18 protein-coding genes are annotated in these 17151 nt (G+C 64.2%); 9 read left to right on the plus strand and 9 right to left on the minus strand.

What is annotated here, in order from left to right; genetic code table 11:
- Positions 1 to 3 precede the first annotated feature (3 nt).
- From FIU28_RS08730 to pqqA, 8 genes are all read right to left on the minus strand, one after another.
- Entirely contained in the window at positions 4 to 2856 is a 2853-nt protein-coding gene (locus tag FIU28_RS08730; RefSeq protein ID WP_143572558.1) for a bifunctional transaldolase/phosoglucose isomerase, read from the minus strand.
- 260 nt (positions 2857 to 3116) lie between these two features.
- Positions 3117 to 3785, minus strand: a complete 669-nt coding sequence (locus tag FIU28_RS08735; protein ID WP_143572559.1) for a DUF4286 family protein — start codon at positions 3783 to 3785, stop codon at positions 3117 to 3119.
- Between the two features lie 3 nt (positions 3786 to 3788).
- On the minus strand, positions 3789 to 4775 hold the full coding sequence (pip, locus tag FIU28_RS08740; protein ID WP_143572560.1) for a prolyl aminopeptidase: 987 nt from the start codon (positions 4773 to 4775) through the stop codon (positions 3789 to 3791).
- On the minus strand, positions 4768 to 5973 hold the full coding sequence (gene pqqE, locus FIU28_RS08745; protein ID WP_143572561.1) for a pyrroloquinoline quinone biosynthesis protein PqqE: 1206 nt from the start codon (positions 5971 to 5973) through the stop codon (positions 4768 to 4770). Before pqqE ends, pip begins: the two co-directional genes overlap by 8 nt.
- Entirely contained in the window at positions 5970 to 6287 is a 318-nt protein-coding gene (pqqD, locus tag FIU28_RS08750; protein ID WP_143572562.1) for a pyrroloquinoline quinone biosynthesis peptide chaperone PqqD, read from the minus strand. Before pqqD ends, pqqE begins: the two co-directional genes overlap by 4 nt.
- Positions 6288 to 6294: 7 nt before the next feature.
- Positions 6295 to 7059 carry a pyrroloquinoline-quinone synthase PqqC gene (gene pqqC / locus FIU28_RS08755; protein ID WP_143572563.1) on the minus strand — a complete coding sequence of 255 codons (765 nt, stop codon included), beginning with the start codon at positions 7057 to 7059 and terminating at the stop codon, positions 6295 to 6297.
- Positions 7056 to 7982 (minus strand): pyrroloquinoline quinone biosynthesis protein PqqB, encoded by a 927-nt coding sequence (gene pqqB / locus FIU28_RS08760; RefSeq protein ID WP_143572564.1) that lies wholly within the window; start codon positions 7980 to 7982, stop codon positions 7056 to 7058. Before pqqB ends, pqqC begins: the two co-directional genes overlap by 4 nt.
- 68 nt (positions 7983 to 8050) lie before the next feature.
- The gene (gene pqqA / locus FIU28_RS08765; RefSeq protein WP_012029362.1) at positions 8051 to 8131 is read right to left on the minus strand and encodes a pyrroloquinoline quinone precursor peptide PqqA; all 81 of its coding nucleotides are present in this window, start codon (positions 8129 to 8131) and stop codon (positions 8051 to 8053) included.
- A gap of 203 nt (positions 8132 to 8334) precedes the next feature.
- Between pqqA and FIU28_RS08770 the strand changes: the two genes are divergently transcribed.
- The 9 genes from FIU28_RS08770 (at position 8335) to FIU28_RS08810 (ending at position 15926) form a co-directional block, all read left to right on the plus strand.
- Positions 8335 to 8592, plus strand: coding sequence for a DUF6894 family protein (locus FIU28_RS08770; protein WP_143576111.1), 258 nt, complete (start codon positions 8335 to 8337; stop codon positions 8590 to 8592).
- A gap of 117 nt (positions 8593 to 8709) precedes the next feature.
- Positions 8710 to 10035 carry a PQQ-dependent sugar dehydrogenase gene (locus tag FIU28_RS08775; RefSeq protein WP_143572565.1) on the plus strand — a complete coding sequence of 442 codons (1326 nt, stop codon included), beginning with the start codon at positions 8710 to 8712 and terminating at the stop codon, positions 10033 to 10035.
- 132 nt (positions 10036 to 10167) lie between these two features.
- Positions 10168 to 10812 (plus strand): c-type cytochrome, encoded by a 645-nt coding sequence (locus FIU28_RS08780; protein ID WP_246660923.1) that lies wholly within the window; start codon positions 10168 to 10170, stop codon positions 10810 to 10812.
- 295 nt (positions 10813 to 11107) lie between these two features.
- Positions 11108 to 12511 carry an amidase family protein gene (locus FIU28_RS08785; protein WP_143572566.1) on the plus strand — a complete coding sequence of 468 codons (1404 nt, stop codon included), beginning with the start codon at positions 11108 to 11110 and terminating at the stop codon, positions 12509 to 12511.
- An 11-nt stretch (positions 12512 to 12522) separates the two neighbouring features.
- The gene (locus FIU28_RS08790; protein WP_143572567.1) at positions 12523 to 12999 is read left to right on the plus strand and encodes a glutathione peroxidase; all 477 of its coding nucleotides are present in this window, start codon (positions 12523 to 12525) and stop codon (positions 12997 to 12999) included.
- On the plus strand, positions 12996 to 13256 hold the full coding sequence (locus FIU28_RS08795) for a DUF3297 family protein (RefSeq protein ID WP_143572568.1): 261 nt from the start codon (positions 12996 to 12998) through the stop codon (positions 13254 to 13256). The genes FIU28_RS08790 and FIU28_RS08795 overlap by 4 nt, the downstream gene beginning before the upstream one ends.
- Before the next feature lie 278 nt (positions 13257 to 13534).
- Complete coding sequence (locus FIU28_RS08800) at positions 13535 to 14386, plus strand: ABC transporter ATP-binding protein (protein WP_143572569.1); 852 nt, start codon at positions 13535 to 13537, stop codon at positions 14384 to 14386.
- Positions 14383 to 15168 (plus strand): ABC transporter permease, encoded by a 786-nt coding sequence (locus FIU28_RS08805; protein WP_143572570.1) that lies wholly within the window; start codon positions 14383 to 14385, stop codon positions 15166 to 15168. Before FIU28_RS08800 ends, FIU28_RS08805 begins: the two co-directional genes overlap by 4 nt.
- The gene (locus tag FIU28_RS08810; protein WP_143572571.1) at positions 15165 to 15926 is read left to right on the plus strand and encodes an ABC transporter permease; all 762 of its coding nucleotides are present in this window, start codon (positions 15165 to 15167) and stop codon (positions 15924 to 15926) included. Before FIU28_RS08805 ends, FIU28_RS08810 begins: the two co-directional genes overlap by 4 nt.
- A 173-nt stretch (positions 15927 to 16099) precedes the next feature.
- On the opposite strand, the gene FIU28_RS08815 is transcribed toward FIU28_RS08810, so the two are convergent.
- Positions 16100 to 17068, minus strand: a complete 969-nt coding sequence (locus FIU28_RS08815; RefSeq protein WP_143572572.1) for an amidohydrolase family protein — start codon at positions 17066 to 17068, stop codon at positions 16100 to 16102.
- Positions 17069 to 17151 lie beyond the last annotated feature (83 nt).

The following is a 17151-nucleotide window of genomic DNA, read 5'->3' on the forward strand; positions in this document are numbered from 1 at the left end:
TGCTTACTGGATTGCGGCGAGGATGGCCTTGTCGAGCTCCGCCAGCCCCGCGGCCAGGTCGCCCTTGAGATGAACCCGCAAGGCACGACGGCCGCGTTCGGTCAGGACACCGAAATCGCCGCGCGCCTGCGCCGACTTGATGATACCAAACGACGCCTTCTGGCCGGGGACCGCGAGGTCGGCGGCATCGTCTGCCGTGATCTGCAGGAATACGCCCGACGCCGGCCCGCCCTTGTAGGCCTGTCCGGTGGAGTGCAGGAAGCGCGGGCCGAATTCGGCGCAGGTCGCCAGATGCTTGCTGTCGCGCACCGCCATCCGCATTTTTTGCAGGCTGGCGATATGGTCGGCATCGCGATCGATATAGGCCAGCAGCGCGACATAGTCGCCGGCGCCGGCACGGCCAAGATGCGCCTTGATCCACGAGTCGAGGTCGTCACCGGCACCCGCTTGGCGCAGCGCAGTCGCGTTGGCCTCGTCGGTGTAGAGCTCGACATCGCCGATGGTCGCAGCGGGCGTTTCCGCCGGCAGCGATCCGCTCTTCTCGAACGCTGCCGTCAGGTCGCGGGTCTTGATCTTGGCGTCCTCGACGTCGGGCTGGTTGTAAGGGTTGATGCCGAGGACGGCACCCGCCACTGCGGTTGCGATCTCGAAGCGGAAGAACTCCTGGCCGATATGGTCAATCGACTTCAGCACGATGCGGACGACGGGATGCCCCGCCTTCTCCAGCGCGTCGAGCTTGGCGTCATGCGCCGCGTCGTCTTCGCCTGACGTGCGCAGGTCGATGAAGAACCGATCGGCGCCGTAGACCTCGGGCGCGCCCAACGTCTCGCCATCGACCGGCACGAGGCCGCGGCCTTCCTTGCCGGTGGATTCCGCGATCAGCTGCTCGGCCCAGGCGCCGAATTCGGAGATCCTCCTCGACGAAAGAATGGTGACCTTGTCGCGGCCATCCAGACCTGCGGCACCCATGGCGAGACCAAGCTGCACGCCGGGGTTTTCCGACGGCGGCACGTCCGGTCCGCAGGACAGCACCATCGAATGCGTCAGCTCCAGCAACTTCGCGACATCGATGCCCGCAGCCACCGCCGGCACGATGCCGAATGGTGACAACACGGAGTAGCGCCCGCCGATGGTGGGATCGCCGTGGAAGATGCGCGCGAATTTCTGCGCCGTGGCGACCTTTTCCAGCGACGAGCCGGGATCGGTGACGGCAACGAAATGGCCGCCGGCCTTGTCGGCGCCGACCGCCTTCGTCACTTCGGCAAAGAAGTAGTCCTTCATCACGTTGGGTTCGGTGGTGCCGCCGGATTTGCTGGAGACGATGAACAGCGTCGTCGCCATCTTCACCGCGGCACCCGTCGCGCGGACCTGCGCCGGATCGGTGGAGTCCAGTACACTCAGCTTCGGATAGCCCGCAGCCTGCGCAAAGGTCTGCGCCAGCACGTCCGGCCCAAGGCTGGAGCCGCCCATGCCGAGCACGACGGCGTCGGTGAAGCCCTGTGCCTTCACCCATTTGGCGAAGTCGGCGTAGTCAGAGAGCTTGGCCTTCTCGGCGGCCACGCTGGTCAGCCAGCCCAGCCACTTGGCCTCGTCAGTGCCGGTCCAGACCGAAGCATCCTTCTGCCACAGCCGGCGGATCTTGGCGGACGCACGCCATTCCTCGGTGCTGGTCTTGACGGTCTCCGCGAGCGCCTTGGCAAGGCCGAGCTGCTGGCTGTCGTTGCCGGCCTCGAGCGATTTCGCGCGCTTGTGGGCCACCGCGCCGTACAGCTTGTCGGCGGCGTCGGCGAACAGCCTGACGCCGTTCGCCACCAGGTCGGCGGTGATCTTGTCGAGCGAGATGCCGGTCTTATCGAGATCGGCGAGTACCTTCTTCGCGCCCTCGATATCTTCTTCGAGGCTGTTGCGCAGCAGGCCGTGATCGCGGAATGCGTCGAGCGTCGCCGGCGGCACGGTGTTCACCGTATCCGGCCCGATCAGCTCCTCGATATAGACCGTGTCGCGATATTCCTTGCTCTTGGTGCCGGTGGAAGCCCACAGCAGCCGCTGCGGCTGCGCGCCCTTGGCCTTCAGCTTTTCCCAGCGCGCGCCGGAAAACAGTTTCTTGTATTCCTGATAGGCCAGCCTGGCATTGGCGATCGCGACCTTGCCCTTCAGCGCGGCAAGCCGTTGCCTCTCGGCCGGGTCATTGGCCGCTGCGATCTTCTCGTCGAGCTGCTTGTCGACCTGCGCATCGATGCGGCTGATGAAGAAGCTGGCGACACTGGCAATACGCGACGGATCGCCGCCACCGGCGACGTAGGTTTCGAGGCCTTTCAGATAGGCTTCGGCGACATCGAGATAGGACTGCTGGGCAAACAGCAGCGTGACGTTGATGCTGATGCCTTCGCCGATCAGACGCTCGATCGCCGGCACGCCTTCGGTGGTCGCCGGCACCTTCACCATCAGGTTCGGTCGCTTGACGCTGTTCCACAGCCGCTGCGCCTCCTTGATGGTGCCCTCGGTGTTCAGCGCCAGATAGGGCGAGACTTCGAGGCTCACGAAACCATCGGTGCCGTTCTGCGCTTCATAGACCGGCATGAGCACGTCGGCGGCGTGCTGGATGTCCTCGATCGCCAGCGCCTCGAACAGGTCGGCCACGGCCAGGTCGCCGCTTTGCAGCGCCTTGGTGATCGGGGCGTCGTATTCGTCTGAGCTGCCGATCGCCTTTTCGAAGATCGAGGGGTTCGAGGTGACCCCCTTCACGGCGTCGCTCTCGATCAGCTTCTTGAGGTCGCCCCTGGCGATGAAGCCACGGGCCAAAAAGTCCAGCCAGACGGCCTGACCATGCGATTCAAGTGCTTTGACAGGGTTCATGTTGCCTTGTTCTGTTCGATTTGATGGCGTGCCAATGCCATCGGAAGCAGGGCGCGCAGTCCGCATGGGCGAAAACGCCCGCGGCCCGGCAGTATGATCGCCCCAAAGCCCTACGCCTTGCAAGGCCAGGGGTTCCATTGCGGTGACATCCCGACGTATCGCGTTTTCGTGTTTTCCGGATGACGGGAACGGACGGGGTATGTGTCCCGGATCTGCGTTCGCTGACGCTCACTTGTCCGGTGCGGCGGGAGCGGCTGGCCTCACAAATCGCTTTTCGCAAGGTCCCATAGCAGCCGGTAAGTGCCGATGGAAATCAGCGTCGCGCCGGCAGCGGCGATGGCGGCGTCAAATCGGCCGTCCATCAGCCGAGCGACCGCATCGGGATCGGTGCCATCGATGAGAACGTACCAGTCGCGCGCGGCCGGATTGGGCGCGGCGGGATCGTCGGTCAGCGGCTTCGACAGGCGGGGATCGCTTTCCATCAGATGCATCGAGAGGATGCCGTCGAGCGTGCCGGGATCCAGCAGTGCCCGGATCGCCTCGCGCAATGGCTCGGCACCGCCCTGCGGCGGTCGGATCCGCAGCAGCCCGAGCGCGGCGCCGCGGCCCTGGCCACGGCTCACGGTGATGCGCGCCACCGAGCGCAGCATGTTCCGGAAGCGGCCGATATTGGTCTTGGACCATTCCGTCTGGTTGGCCAGCGCCGTGCGATAGGCGTCGCTGTCCAGCACGTCGAAGTTCTCGGTCGAATACAGTCCGAGATATTTCGGTGCAGCGTCAATCGCGACATAGCGCCGTGCCTCGACGAAGCCGGGGATCGCCACGCGCTCGGCCAGATGCTCGCCGTCGTACCAACGGTTGAAGTCGCGCTCATGTTCGGCGTCGATATCCATCGATGTCATCAGCATGCCCGCCCCGGCGATCGGCATTCCCTAGTCTTTCAGTTTCGAGGCGAGGTCAGCGATCGCCTTCATTACCGCGTCGCGCACGCCGGGGTCGTACAGCGAATGCCCGGCGCCTTCGACGATGCGAATCTCGGCGTTGCCCCACGTCGCCGCCAGCGCATGCGAGGTCGATGGCGGGCACAGGAAATCGAATCGACCCTGCACAATGATGCCGGGGATGTCGCGCAGCGTTCCGGCTTCCGCCATCAACTGGCCGGGCCGCATGAAGCAGTCGTGCCGGAAATAATGCGCTTCCATGAACGGCGTCGCCGGGAGCGGCTTCGACAAGTTGCCAAGCTCCGCCATGTCGAGCCGCGTCCGCTTCGGTGCGTGCTCGGACAGAATGCTCTCGGTGCCGCCCCAGGCCCGCGCAGCGGGCGTATGGATCGAGGCGTCAGAATCGAGGATACGGCGATAGTAATTTGGCAGTGGGTCGGCGCGCTCTTCAGCGGGCAGGGCGGCGAGGAGGTCTTCGTAAAGCCCGGGATAATGCCGCGGCAGAACGTCGAGGAAGGCTCCGTCGAGTTCTTCCCGCGTGCCGAGGAAGGTCGCGCGCAGCACGATGCCGCTGACCCGGTCGGGATGGGCCTGCGCATAGGCCAACGCCAGTGTCGCGCCCCACGAGCCGCCTACCACCAGCCATTGGGCAAAGCCGAATTTTTCGCGGATCGCCTCCATGTCGGCGATCAGATGCGCGGTGGTGTTGGCCTTGCGAAGTCCCTTCGGTTTGCTGCGGCCGGCGCCGCGCTGGTCGAACAGCACGGTGTGAAAGCGCTGCGGATCGAACAATCGGCGGTGGTCGGGCTGGCAACCGGAGCCGGGGCCGCCGTGCAGATACACCGCCGGAATGCCCGCGGCGCAGCCGACGCTTTCGACATAGATTGCATGGCCGTCGCCGACATCGAGATGTTCGGACGTCAGCGGCGCGAAGGGATCGGCGGCGCCGGCGGCACGGCCGGCATCGGCATCAGCCATGGGGATCGGTTTCCAGCGTGCCGCCGGCGAAGTTGCGATACAGAAAGCGCGTGGCGCCTTCCGTCGATTCGGTTTCGGCCATCTTGAAGATTTCCTCGTGCCGCGGCGACAGCGTGCAGGCGGGATCGGTATTACCCGCGTCGCCGGTCAGCGCAAAGGCCTGGCAGCGGCAGCCGCCGAAATCGATCTCCTTGAAGGCGCAGCTCGCGCAGGGTTCGGGCATCCAGCCGGTGCCGCGATAGCGGTTGAAGGCTTCCGAATTCTGCCAGATCCAAGCGATCGAATGGTTCGAGCGCACCGACTCGAACTCCATCCCGGTGATGGTCTCGGCGGCATGGCACGGCAGGATCTTGCCGGACGGCGAGATGTTGAAGAATTGCCGGCCCCAGCCGCCCATGCATTTCTTCGGCCGCAGCGCGTAATAGTCCGGCACCACGTAATCGATGTCGAGAATGCCCTTCAGGCGCGTGCGCGCGTCCTCGACGATGCGCGTCGTATCCTCGATCTGCTCCAGCGTCGGCATCAGGGCGGCGCGGTTCTTCAGCGCCCAGCCGTAATATTGCACATTGGCGACTTCGAGCCGGTCGGCGTCGAGATCGATGGCCATCTGGATGATGTCGGCGAGCTGGTGCAAATTCTGCCGGTGCATCACCGCGTTCACCGTCAGCGGCATGTCGAGCTCGCGCGTCCAGCGCGCCACTTCGAGTTTTTTAGCGTGGCCATTGCGGTAGCCGCCGACGCGGTCGGCGACCACCGGTTCGTTGCCCTGGAAGCTGATCTGCACGTGGCAGAGGCCTGCATCGGCCAGCGCTGCGAGCTTGTCGCGTGTCAGCAGCACCGCGGATGTGATGAGATTGGAGTAGAGGCCGACGTCAGTGGCGTGCTGCACCAGCTCGACGATATCCTTGCGTGCCGCGGGCTCACCGCCCGAGAAATGAATTTGCAGCACGCCGATCTCGGCGAGCTCGGTTAGAATCTTCTTCCACTCCGCGGTGGTTAGCTCGTTGCTCGATCGCTCCAGCTCGACCGGGTTGGAGCAATACGGACACTGCAGCGGGCAGCGGTGCGTCAGCTCCGCCAGCACGGCGAGCGGAATGCCAAACGTCTCCGCCGTCGAGCGGGTCTTCTCCATGATCGCCAGACCGTCGGCGGGGTCCGCGGCGAACACCGGGGCCGCATCGGTCAGAGTCGGGCTCATGTCGCCTTCTCCTTTGCCTGGGTCAGGAAGCCCTTGTTGGCGAGATCCTGTAGCATTGCGATCACGTCGCGACCGATGTCCTCGCGCGGCGCGGCATATTTCGCCGCCAGCAGGTCGATCATGTCGGCAACGCTGCGCGCGCCGTCGCAGAGCTGCAGCACTTCCACGGCGATCTCGTCCGGTGCCAGCACGCGCTCCGGCGCCAGGATCACCCAGACCTGCCGGCTTTCGTCGAATTTCAGTCTGGCATGGCGCGGCAGCACCGGCCGGCTGGCCTCGTCGACTTGCAGGCGTCGGCTGCGCGGTTCGGTCATGGTCTCTCTAGCTCGCGTCGGGCACGAAGGCGCCCGGCGGGACAAAGCCGTTGACATAGGCGTGGTACAGCGCGTCGAGCTGCACCCACAAAACATTGGTCTTGAAGATCAGCGCATTGCAGACCAGTTCGCGCAAGGCCGGCGTGGTCGCGTGGCGGCGCACATAGTCGAGCGCAAAATTGGCGTCGCGCGGCGCCTGCGTCAGGCGGCGGCTGAAATAGCTCATGATGTCCGGATTGACGAATTCGTAATGCTTCAGCATTCCGGAGATGCGCTCCTCGTGCAGGTTCGGCGCGAACAATTCGGTCAGCGACGAGGCGATCGCCTCCAGCGGGCTCTTGTCGCGCACGAAATGCACATAGGCATCTACTGCGAAGCGCGTCGCCGGCAGAATCCCTTCACCGGATTCGACGTAGGCACTGTCGAGGCCAAGGCCTTCGGTCAGCTTCAGCCAGCGCTCGATGCCGCCCTCGGCGCCGGCGTCGCCGTCATGGTCCTCGATGCGATGTCGCCATTCGATGCGGGTGGCGCGGTCTCGGAAGCGAGAGATCACAACGGCGTCCTTGATCGGGATCGTGCTCTGATAGTAGTAGCGGTTGAGCGCCCAGGCCTGCACCTGACCCTTGGTGAGTTTGCCGCCGTGCAGCAAATGATGGAACGGATGCAGGCTGTGATAGCGGGTTGCGCCGATGTGTCGCAGCGTCGCTTCGAGCTGTTCGGCGCTGTCGAGCGGCGTATTGGCCATCAGAGAGAAAGCGGTGAGATCGTTCATGGCGTGATCTCCATGCCGTCATGGCCGATCTGCCAGCCGGCCTGTTGAACCTTCGCCCGCTGCGGGGAATGCGGCAGCAAGGCCGGGTTCGAATTGTTGATGTGCAGAAAGACTTTCTGCGCGATGTCGGAATCGGCCAGCATCGCGATGGCGCCGTCGGGGCCTGACATGGCGAGATGCCCCATGCGCTGCCCGGTTTTCACGCCGAGGCCGGCGTCGATCAATTCATTGTCGTGCCATACCGTGCCGTCGAACAGCACCAGCGGCGCGCCATGCAGGCGCTGTTGCAGTTCCGGCGTGACGCGGGCGCAGGCGGCGACGAAGAAAAAATACTGTCCGGTCGCCCGATCCTCGATCCGCAGCCCGAGCGTGTCGCCGTCATCATCCGTGCCGCCGGGGTGGGCATGGCCCTCCAGATACCAAGCCCCCTTGCCGGGCACCGCAAACGGCAACACGGCCAGCCCCGAAGGCGCGCCATTCGGTAGCGTCGGTTCAAAACCCTGATCGATGGCGAGCGATTGGCGGTGCACGTTCTTCTCGGCGAGCACATTGAAGATGCTGTTGGCTTGCAGGATCGCCAGCACTCTTGGGTGCGCGTAGAGGGTAAATGGCGAGCCCTCGCGCATCGACAAGAGCCCGGCGACCGCATCGACTTCACCATTGGTCAGGATGACGCCGGCGATCGGCGAGTGGCGAAGCTGGCCTGCTTTCGGATGCAGCGGCGGATTGGCAATCAGTTGCTGCCGCAGATCGGGCGAGGCGTTGATCAGGAACCAGTGTTCATTATCGACGGTTATGGCGATCGAGGCCTGACTGCCCTGCAGCGCCGGCATTTCGCGCGCAGCGCGACAGATTTCGCAGCCGCAATTCCATTGCGGAATACCGCCGCCCGCTGCGGCGCCGAGAACGATAACACGCAACATGACATCGCCCCTGGGCCGCAACCGGAAGGGGCGCCTTCATAGGATGAAGGCGCCCCGGAGGTCAGGTCTTACTTGCGCGCGGCGCAGGCGTACATGTTGATTTCCATGCCAACCGGCACTTCGACGATCTTCGGTGCTTTCCATGCCATCTTCGGTCTCCCGCTTGGCGCAGCAACAGCGCTGCACTCGTTGAATGTAGTACCTGCCGAAAGGTTCGCCAACAGTCTCGTCAACACAATAATGGGTTCAGAGTGCGGTGCACCAATTTGCGCAGGTGCAACATTGCACCTGCGCAAATGTTCCACATATGGCCATCAATCGCATCATGCGCTCACGTCAACGGATTTCGCCCATGCCGCTTTATTTTTTCCACACCCGCCTGGGTCCGGATCTCGTCGCCGACCCCAATGGCGAGCAGTTGCGTGACCCGGACCATGCCTGGGAGGTCGCCCGCGCGATGATTCGGCAATTGCTGCAGACCGAAGACACCCGATCCGGGCTGCTGTCGGCCGTTCTGGAAGTGACCGACGCAGAAGGAGAGATCGTGCTGGAATTTCCGTTCAGCGAAGCCCTGATCGAGACGCCGGAGGCGGGCACTACCCGGCATTGACGCGCAATGTCGCAGTGGGGATTGCACGGTCGCGAGAAATATTGAAACTGCGTAGCGGTAAGTCTCGGGGCGGCATTCACGGCCGTCGATAGAAGGCTTCCGCAAAGGGAGAATTTCATGGCCGTTTATGCCTCCGCTCGCTCGGCGTTGCTCGCCGGCGTTTTCATCAGTGCCTTCCTGTCCCAAGCTGTCGCTCAGCAACCCGCGGCGCCGACCGAAAGTACCCCGGCAGCCACGCCCGCTCCCTCTCCTATGCCGGCTGCGCCGGCGCCGGCGCCGGCCGCTGCCGCGCCGGCCTTGCCGCCCGGTTCGCCGCTGATTGGCCGGCCGGCCGATAGTCCGGCCGCCGCCAGGCTCGCGCCGGTCGCGCCGCCGCCGATCGCCTCCTCGGTCGACAAGCTGCCGACGGCGCGGTTGAAGCTGCCGCCCGGCTTCAATATCGAGGTCTATGCCGCCGGCATGGCCAATGCGCGCACGCTGCGCGAAGGCGACAAGGGCACGGTGTTCGTCGGCTCCCGCCTCGTCGACAAGGTCTATGCGGTCATCAACAAGGACGGCAAACGCTCGGTCAAGGTGCTCGCCTCCGGCCTGTACCGCCCGAACGGCCTCGCCTTCAAGGACGGTACCTTGTACATCGCCGAACTGTCGAAAATCTCCAAGATCGACAAGGTCGAGGACAACCTCGACAACCCGCCGAAGCCGACGATGATCTACGACAACCTGCCGAAGGACGAGGCGCACGGCTGGAAGTTCATCGGAATCGGCCCCGACAACAAGCTCTACGTTCCCGTCGGCCAGCCCGGCAACAGTGTGCTGCATGACGACGCGCACGGCCAGATCCGCCGCATCAACCTCGATGGCAGCGGCGCTGAAGTGGTGGTGCGCGGCATGCGCAATACGGTCGGCTTCGACTGGAACCCCGAAACCAAGGAGATGTACTTCACCGACAATGGCCGCGACTGGGTCTCGGAAAGCGTCCCGGAGGACGAGCTCAACCGCGTCAGCAAGGTCGGCGAGAATTTCGGCGCGCCGTATTGCCTGCAGGGCAACATCCTCGATCCCGAATTCGGCTGGGGCAAGTCGTGCGCCGACTACACCGCGCCGGTCGGCCTGCTTGGTGCGCATACCGCAGCACTCGGCATGCGGTTCTACACCGGCAAGGCGTTCCCGGCGGCGTACAAGAACGCGATCTTCGTGGCGCGGCACGGCTCCTGGAACAAGTCGCAGAAGCTCGGCGGCGATGTGGTGGTCGTGAAGCTCAACAAGGACGGCACGGTGAAGTCCACCGAACCGTTCCTCACCGGCTTCATCGACAACAATAATTATATCGGCCGCCCGGTCGATGTGCTGCCGTTGAAGGATGGCTCGCTGCTGGTCTCCGATGACTGGAACGGCGCGATCTATCGCATCACCTACGGCAAGCCGAAAGTCGCGGCGCAGTAAGGCAGGCCGTTCATCATCCATTGCAGAGCGTCCTGTTCACCTCGATCCGCAAGCGGGAAGAGCAGGGGCAGGGCGCGCACTCTCCACGGTCGTCTCCGCGAAAGCGGGGACCCATAACCTCCGGCTTTTAAGATGATCTTCCGACTTCTCCGCCGCGCCTTCGCAGGCGTCGGCGGCTATGGATCCCCGCTTTTGCGGGGACGACCCCGTGCGACGTTCGTCGTTTTACTTTCGCTCGTTGCAGTGGGGCCGACCATATCTCACGCCGAAACCATCGCCGATCGCACCGCACCGTGCCTTGTCTGCCACGGCGACAATGGCACCTCGAAAACCGAGCACACGCCCTCGCTCGGCGCGCAGCAGCCGGCCTATGTGCTGATCCAGCTCTATATGTTCCGCGAAAGGCTGCGGCTGTTCGCGCCGATGAACGACATGGCGAAGAACCTGACCGACGACGACCTGCGCAGTTTCTCGGACTATATCGCCGCGCTGCCGAAACCCGCGCCCGCGATCGATCCCGGCGATCCCGCGCGGATGGCACAGGCCAAGTTGCTAACGTCGAAATTTCGCTGCGATTCCTGCCACAACGCCGACTATTCCGGCCGCGACAACATCCCGCGCATCGCCGGCCAGCGTGAGGATTACCTCGCCCAGACCCTGCACGACTACAAGACCAATACCCGCCACGGCTACGACGCCACCATGGCCGACGTGATGCAATCGGTCAGCGACGCGCAGATCGTTGAGCTCGCGTATTTCCTCGCAAGGGTGAAGTGAACGTCTTCTTTGCATTGGATGTGATGCGAAGGCGCTGATGGTCTCCCTCCCCTTGCGGGGAGGGTCGGCCGAACGAGCGATGATGCGATTGCATCATCGAGAGTGGAGGCCGGGGTGGGGGTGCCACAGGCGATGGCGTTTGTGGCTACCCCCACCCGACCGGGCTTCGCCCGGCCCCCCTCCCCGCAAGGGGGAGGGGAAGATCCGCGCTCCGCTCGTACAGTTGCATGTCGGACGGCCCCCATTGGCCTTCTGCTTCCTGCTGCGATAACAAGCTGCAAACATGGAGCGATGCATGAACGATCTCTGGCGTCTGTCGGCTACCGACCTTGCAGCCCTGATCCGCGACCGCAAGGTTTCGGCGAAGCAGGCCGCCCTCGCCGGGCTGGCGCGGCTCGACGCGGTCAATCCGGCGATCAATGCGGTGGTCGAGCATCGCCCCGAGGACGTGCTGGCGCAGGCCGAGGCCATCGACGCGGCCATCGCGCGCGGCGACGCGGTCGGGCCGCTGGCCGGCGTGCCGGTCACCGTCAAGGTCAATATCGATTATGCCGGCTATGCCACCACCAACGGCGTCGGCATCCAGAGCAACGTGCTGCCCGTCAGCAACAGCCCGGTGATCGACAATCTGCGCAAGGCGGGCGCCGTAATCCTTGGTCGCACGAACTGCCCGGCGTTTTCATATCGCTGGTTCACCAGCAATCTTCTTTATGGCGACACCAAGAACCCACGCGATCCTTCGATTACGCCGGGCGGCTCGTCGGGCGGCGCGGCAGCATCGGTCGCCGCCGGAATCGGCCACATCGCGCATGGCACCGACATCGCCGGCTCGATCCGCTATCCCGCCTATGCCTGCGGCGTGCACGGTCTGCGCCCGACGCTCGGCCGCATCGCGGCCTATAACGCGGCGCTACCGGAGCGCATCATTTCCGGCCAGATCACCGCGATGTCCGGCCCGCTGGCCCGCACGATTGCTGACGTCCGGCTCGGCCTCGAAGTGATGTCGCAGCCCGATATGCGCGACCCCTGGTGGGTGCCGGCGCCGCTGGACGGCCCCGTGATGCCGAAGCGCGCCGCGATGGTGCTGCGTCCCGACGGCCTCGAAATCACCGCCGACGTCGAAGCCGCGGTGCGCGATGCCGGCCGGCGGGTGCAAGCGGCCGGCTGGGTGGTCGAGGAAGTCGACAACACCCCGGCGCTGCGCGAGGCTGCCGAGTTGCAGACCACAATCTGGTTCGGCGACGGCTATCAGGGCATGCTCGACGCCGCCGAGCGCGAGGGCGATCCCGGCGCGCTGGCCTGCCTGCGCGGCATCAGGCCGAAGCTCGAAGGGTTCGAGCAGGGCGGGCTGTCGCGGGCAATGGTGCGCCGCTCGAGCTTCGTGCGGGACTGGCAGATGTTCCTGCAGCACTACGCGGTGGTGCTGATGCCGGTGTCCGGCGAACTGCCATTCCCGGACCAGCTCGACCTCAAGGACGAGGCCTCCTTCGCGCGGGTCTGGGCGGCGCAGATGCCGCAGATCGGGATTCCCTTCATGGGCCTGCCGGCGCTGTCGGTGGCGACCGGCCTGGTCGGCCGGGTGCCGACCGGCGTGCAGATCGTCGCCTCCCGTTACCGCGAGGATCTTTGTCTGGCCGCCGGCGAGGCGATCGAGGCGGGGGGCACGCCGGTATCTCCGATCGATCCCGTCACGGCCTGAAGGATAAAACGATGGCAAGCCTGTATGATTTTTCGGCCAGGACATTGGCCGGCCACGATGTCTCGATGAAACAGTTCGAGGGCGAGGTGTTGCTGATCGTCAATACCGCCAGCGCCTGCGGATTCACGCCGCAATACAAGGGCCTGCAGAAGATTCACGAGCAATACGCACCGCGCGGCTTTGCAGTGCTGGGCTTTCCCTGCAACCAGTTCGGCGGTCAGGAGCCGGGCGATGCCAGCCAGATCGCGGCGTTCTGCGAGAAGGATTACGGTGTCAGCTTCCTGATGTTCGACAAGGTCGACGTCAACGGAACCCGCGCCCATCCATTGTATAATTTCCTGAAATCTGAAAAGTCAGGGCTGCTCGGCGCGGCGATCAAATGGAATTTCACCAAATTCCTGGTCGATCGTGCCGGCCAGGTCGTCGGCCGCTTCGCGCCCACGACCACTCCTGAATCGCTCAAAGAAAAAATCGAGGCGCTGCTATGACCGACACCAACGATGCCCCGCTGGAATTGCCCGATCGTCTGTCCACCGATCCGCGCAGCCCGTTCTACAATGCCGAGGTGTTGCAGCGCGATGTCGGCATTCGCTTCAAGGGCGTCGAAAAGACCAATGTCGAGGAATATTGCGTCAGCGAGAACTGGGTGAAGGTGCCGGCCGGCGCCGCCAAGGATCGCTACGGCAATCCGCTGACCATCAAGCTGACCGGCCCGGTCGAGCCGTATTTCCGCGACCAGGCGTAAGCAACAAACTGTCATTCCGGGGCGCGGGCGGCGCGAGCCGAACGCGAACCCGGAATCCCGAGCTGTTCATCGTCCCATGTCGAGATTCCGGGTTCGCTCGCGCTGATGCGCTCGCGCCCCGGAATGACGGCTGGAAGGCTGGCTAGCAAAAAGGCGCGCGCCGCATAAATTTGAAGCTTAAAGCATTTGCGGTTTTGCGCTATGCTTCTGCAGCCGTCACGATGGACTCATCAGGCCCGTCGCGATCGCGAGGCGTTCATGGCCAACGAGGACCGGGAATGAAAGTGGCGACACTGCGTTCGGACGTTCAAGCCGTTTCCCAACCGTTGCCGGGCGTGGCACCTGCATCGGCGATGATCCATATCGATCACGTCTCGCAGCGTTTCCAGACCGCCGGGCGGCAAAGCCATCTGGCGCTCTCGGATATCAACCTGACGATCGACGACGGCGCCTTCGTCTCGATCCTCGGACCTTCCGGCTGCGGCAAATCCACGCTGCTCTATATCGTGGGCGGCTTCGTCGCGCCAACCGAGGGCGTGGCGCGTATCAAGGGCAAGACGATCACCCGGCCGGGCCCGGACCGCGGCCCGGTATTTCAGGAATTCGCGCTGTTTCCCTGGAAGAACGTGCTCGGCAACGTGATGTACGGTCTGCGCCAGCAGGGCGTTGGCAAGGCCGAAGCGGAGGCAAAGAGCCGCAAGCTGCTGGAGATGGTCGGTCTCAAGGATTACGGGCATTTCTATCCGAAAGAATTGTCCGGCGGCATGAAGCAGCGCGTCGCGATCGCCCGCACGCTGGCCTACAATCCCGCCGTGCTCTTGATGGACGAGCCTTTCGGCGCGCTCGATGCGCATACCCGCACGCGGCTGCAGAACGACCTGCTCACCATCTGGGAACGCGACCGCAAGACGGTGCTGTTCGTCACGCATTCGGTGGAAGAGGCAGTGTTCTTGTCCGACAAAGTCGTGGTGATGACGCGCTCGCCGGGCAGCATCAAGGTCGTCGTCGATATCGACCTGCCGCGGCCGCGCAAGCGCGCCGAACTACTGCTCGATCCGCGCTACCAGAAATACGTCGTCGATATCGAAAAACTGATCGACGATACCGGCGAAGACGAGATCCACGTATGATCACGCCGACCGCGATGCTTTCGAAATCGGCGCCGCTGTTGGCCTGTATCGGGCTGTTGTGCGCGTGGCAGGCGACCTCGCTGCTGCTCAACACCGAGAGCTTTCCGACCGCTTGGGAGTCGCTGCGCGCGGTGCCGGCAATTCTCACCGACAATGAATCGCTGGTCAATATCGGCGCCTCGCTGCGCCGCATGGCAATCGGCTTCGCGCTCGCATTGCTGTTCGCCATTCCGCTCGGGCTGATGATGGGCCGCGTCAAGCCGGTGGCGTCGTTCTTCAATCCGCTGCTGATGGTGATCTATCCGGTGCCGAAAGCCGCGTTGATGCCGATCATCATGCTGTGGCTCGGCGTCGGTGATCTGTCCAAGACGCTGGTGATCTTCCTCGGCGTCAGCCTGCCGGTGATCTATCATTCGTTCCAGGGCGGCCGTGCCGTCGAAGAGAAGATGCTGTGGTCGGCCGCGGCGATGGGCATGTCGGCGCCATCCAGGATGTGGCGCATCGTGCTGCCGTCGGCGCTACCGGAAATTCTCACGGGCTGCCGCACCGGGCTGGTGCTGGCGCTGATCACGATGGTGACCTCGGAGATGATAGCGCGGCAATCGGGGGCGGGCAACATCCTGTTCAACGCGCTCGACATGGCGCAGTACGACACCACTTTCGCGATGATTATGATCATCGGCGCGATGGGCATTGCGCTCGACGCGGCGTTCGAGAAGCTGCGCGGTTCGCTGGTACGCTGGTCGAAGCCGCTGCACGACATGCCATTGAGCTTCTCATGAACCCGGTCATCACCAAGGTCCTGCTCGGCATCACCCCGATCGCGCTGCTGATTGCCGGCTGGCAAGTCCTGGTTTCGTTCGGCTACGCGCCGGTCACCTTGCTGCCGCCGCCGGGCGCCGTATTCCTGCGCCTCGCACAGCAATTGCTGACCAGCGATTTCCTGGACGAAATCGCTGCGACCCTCATTCGCCTGTTCGCGGGCTTTGCCATCGCCGTCGTGCTCGGCGTAACCATCGGCCTCGCCGCCGCGGTCAGCCCGGTGATCAATTCGGTGGTCAAGCCGCTGGTCCGCGTGCTGGCGCCGGTGCCGAAGGTCGCGCTCTATCCGGCGCTGCTCCTCATTCTCGGCTTCGACCACGCCTCGAAGATCACGCTGGTCGCAGCCGATGCGCTGTTTCCGATTCTCCTGTCGACCTATTACGGCGCCACAATGGTCGAGCAGAAGCTGATCTGGTCGGCGATGGCGGCGGGCACGCCGCGTTGGCAGATCCTGTTCAAGGTGGTGCTGCCGGCGGCGATGCCCTCGATCCTCACCGGTTGCCGCATCGGCCTGGTGATCTCCTGCATCGTGGTGTTCCTGGCCGAGATGATCACCTCGACCGATGGCCTCGGCCACATGCTGGTACAGGCCGCGCGCACCTTCCAGACCGTAGACATGTTCGTGCCGCTGATCACGATCTCGCTGCTCGGGCTGATCCTGAACAGCCTGCTGCATGGGCTGCGGACATATTTGCTGAGAGGGTTTCCGGAAGTGTAGTGCTCTATCTTCTTTCCCTCTCCCCTTGTGGGAGAGGGTGGATCGAACCGCGAAGCGGTTCGAGAAGGGTGAGGGGTGCCGCATGTGCCGTCGCCAAGTAACCCCTCATCCGTCGCCGACTTCGTCGGCGCCACCTTCTCCCACAAGGGGAGAAGGAAGAAGGACCGCATCGGTTACCCGAACCCGTAAAGCTTCACCGCATTATCGACCAAAATCTTCTTCCGCGACGCTGCATCCGGTGCCCAGACCGCGAGCTGATTCAACAGCCTCCCGTCATCGATCTGCAGCAGCGGCGTGACATCGGTCGGTTTCTTGCCGGCGGGCGTCACCGAATCCGGATGCGGCCAGTCGGTGCCCCAGACGATGCGGTCGGGATTGGCCGAGATCAGCGCCTTGGCCAGTGGCACGACGTCGTTGAAATCCGGGCCTTGCATGGAAGCGCGATAGGCGCCGGAAATCTTGACATAGGCGCGGCCCGCTTTGACGAGCTCGAGCAGATCCGAGAACCCCGGCTGCTCCGGCCCGAGTGCTGCCTGCGCGCCGCCGAAGTGATCGAATACCAGCGGCACTGGCGACGCCAACGCGATGTCCTTGATGCCCGGAATGACGGGCAGGTTGGTATAGATCTGCAAATGCCAGCCGCGCGCCTTGATGCGATCGATGCCGGTCTGCACACGCTGCCGGGCGATGGCCGGATCGTTGGTGCCGGTGGTCGCCAGATTGACGCGAATGCCGCGGATGCCGGCCGCGTGCATCTCGTCGAGTTGCGCTTCGGTCGTCTTGTCGTCGATCACCGCGACGCCGCGGGCGTCGGCGCCGCGCACCTTGATGCCGAACAGGGTCGCCGAATTGTCGGTGCCGTACACGCTCGGCGTGACGATGACGACGCGCTGGATGCCGAGCGCCTTGTGCAGCGCTGCCATCTCCTCGGGCGAGGCCGGCTCCGGCGTATAGACGCGGCCGGCGAACATCGGGAATTTTTCGGGATCGCCGTGGATGTGCGTATGGCAATCCACGGCGCCGGCCGGCATTTCGAAATTGACAGCCGTGCCGGGTTGCGACGGTTTCGCGAAAGCGGATCGGGCACTGAGTATGAGCGCGGCGGCAGCCGAACCCCGCAAGACATGACGGCGTGTCAGCATGTGGTCCTCCCTGTGGCATCACCGGTTGTCCGGTGATTGTTTGCCTCAGGGTGCGCCGTTCCGTCGCGGCCCGCAAGCGCGCG

The organism is Tardiphaga sp. vice154 (assembly GCF_007018645.1).
Taxonomy (GTDB): Bacteria; Pseudomonadota; Alphaproteobacteria; order Rhizobiales; family Xanthobacteraceae; genus Tardiphaga.

Bases quoted from the DNA above. Each gene is read 5' to 3' on its own strand.
- FIU28_RS08785 (WP_143572566.1), top strand. From the start codon at position 11,108: ATGAACGATCTCTGGCGTCTGTCGGCTACCGACCTTGCAGCCCTGATC.
- pqqA (WP_012029362.1), bottom strand. From the start codon at position 8,131: ATGGCATGGAAAGCACCGAAGATCGTCGAAGTGCCGGTTGGCATGGAA.
- FIU28_RS08800 (WP_143572569.1), top strand. From the start codon at position 13,535: ATGAAAGTGGCGACACTGCGTTCGGACGTTCAAGCCGTTTCCCAACCG.
- pqqC (WP_143572563.1), bottom strand. From the start codon at position 7,059: ATGAACGATCTCACCGCTTTCTCTCTGATGGCCAATACGCCGCTCGAC.
- pqqE (WP_143572561.1), bottom strand. From the start codon at position 5,973: ATGAGCCCGACTCTGACCGATGCGGCCCCGGTGTTCGCCGCGGACCCC.
- FIU28_RS08780 (WP_246660923.1), top strand. From the start codon at position 10,168: ATGATCTTCCGACTTCTCCGCCGCGCCTTCGCAGGCGTCGGCGGCTAT.
- FIU28_RS08795 (WP_143572568.1), top strand. From the start codon at position 12,996: ATGACCGACACCAACGATGCCCCGCTGGAATTGCCCGATCGTCTGTCC.
- FIU28_RS08730 (WP_143572558.1), bottom strand. From the start codon at position 2,856: ATGAACCCTGTCAAAGCACTTGAATCGCATGGTCAGGCCGTCTGGCTG.
- pip (WP_143572560.1), bottom strand. From the start codon at position 4,775: ATGGCTGATGCCGATGCCGGCCGTGCCGCCGGCGCCGCCGATCCCTTC.
- FIU28_RS08815 (WP_143572572.1), bottom strand. From the start codon at position 17,068: ATGCTGACACGCCGTCATGTCTTGCGGGGTTCGGCTGCCGCCGCGCTC.
- FIU28_RS08770 (WP_143576111.1), top strand. From the start codon at position 8,335: ATGCCGCTTTATTTTTTCCACACCCGCCTGGGTCCGGATCTCGTCGCC.
- FIU28_RS08790 (WP_143572567.1), top strand. From the start codon at position 12,523: ATGGCAAGCCTGTATGATTTTTCGGCCAGGACATTGGCCGGCCACGAT.
- FIU28_RS08735 (WP_143572559.1), bottom strand. From the start codon at position 3,785: ATGCCGATCGCCGGGGCGGGCATGCTGATGACATCGATGGATATCGAC.
- FIU28_RS08805 (WP_143572570.1), top strand. From the start codon at position 14,383: ATGATCACGCCGACCGCGATGCTTTCGAAATCGGCGCCGCTGTTGGCC.
- pqqB (WP_143572564.1), bottom strand. From the start codon at position 7,982: ATGTTGCGTGTTATCGTTCTCGGCGCCGCAGCGGGCGGCGGTATTCCG.
- FIU28_RS08775 (WP_143572565.1), top strand. From the start codon at position 8,710: ATGGCCGTTTATGCCTCCGCTCGCTCGGCGTTGCTCGCCGGCGTTTTC.
- pqqD (WP_143572562.1), bottom strand. From the start codon at position 6,287: ATGACCGAACCGCGCAGCCGACGCCTGCAAGTCGACGAGGCCAGCCGG.
- FIU28_RS08810 (WP_143572571.1), top strand. From the start codon at position 15,165: ATGAACCCGGTCATCACCAAGGTCCTGCTCGGCATCACCCCGATCGCG.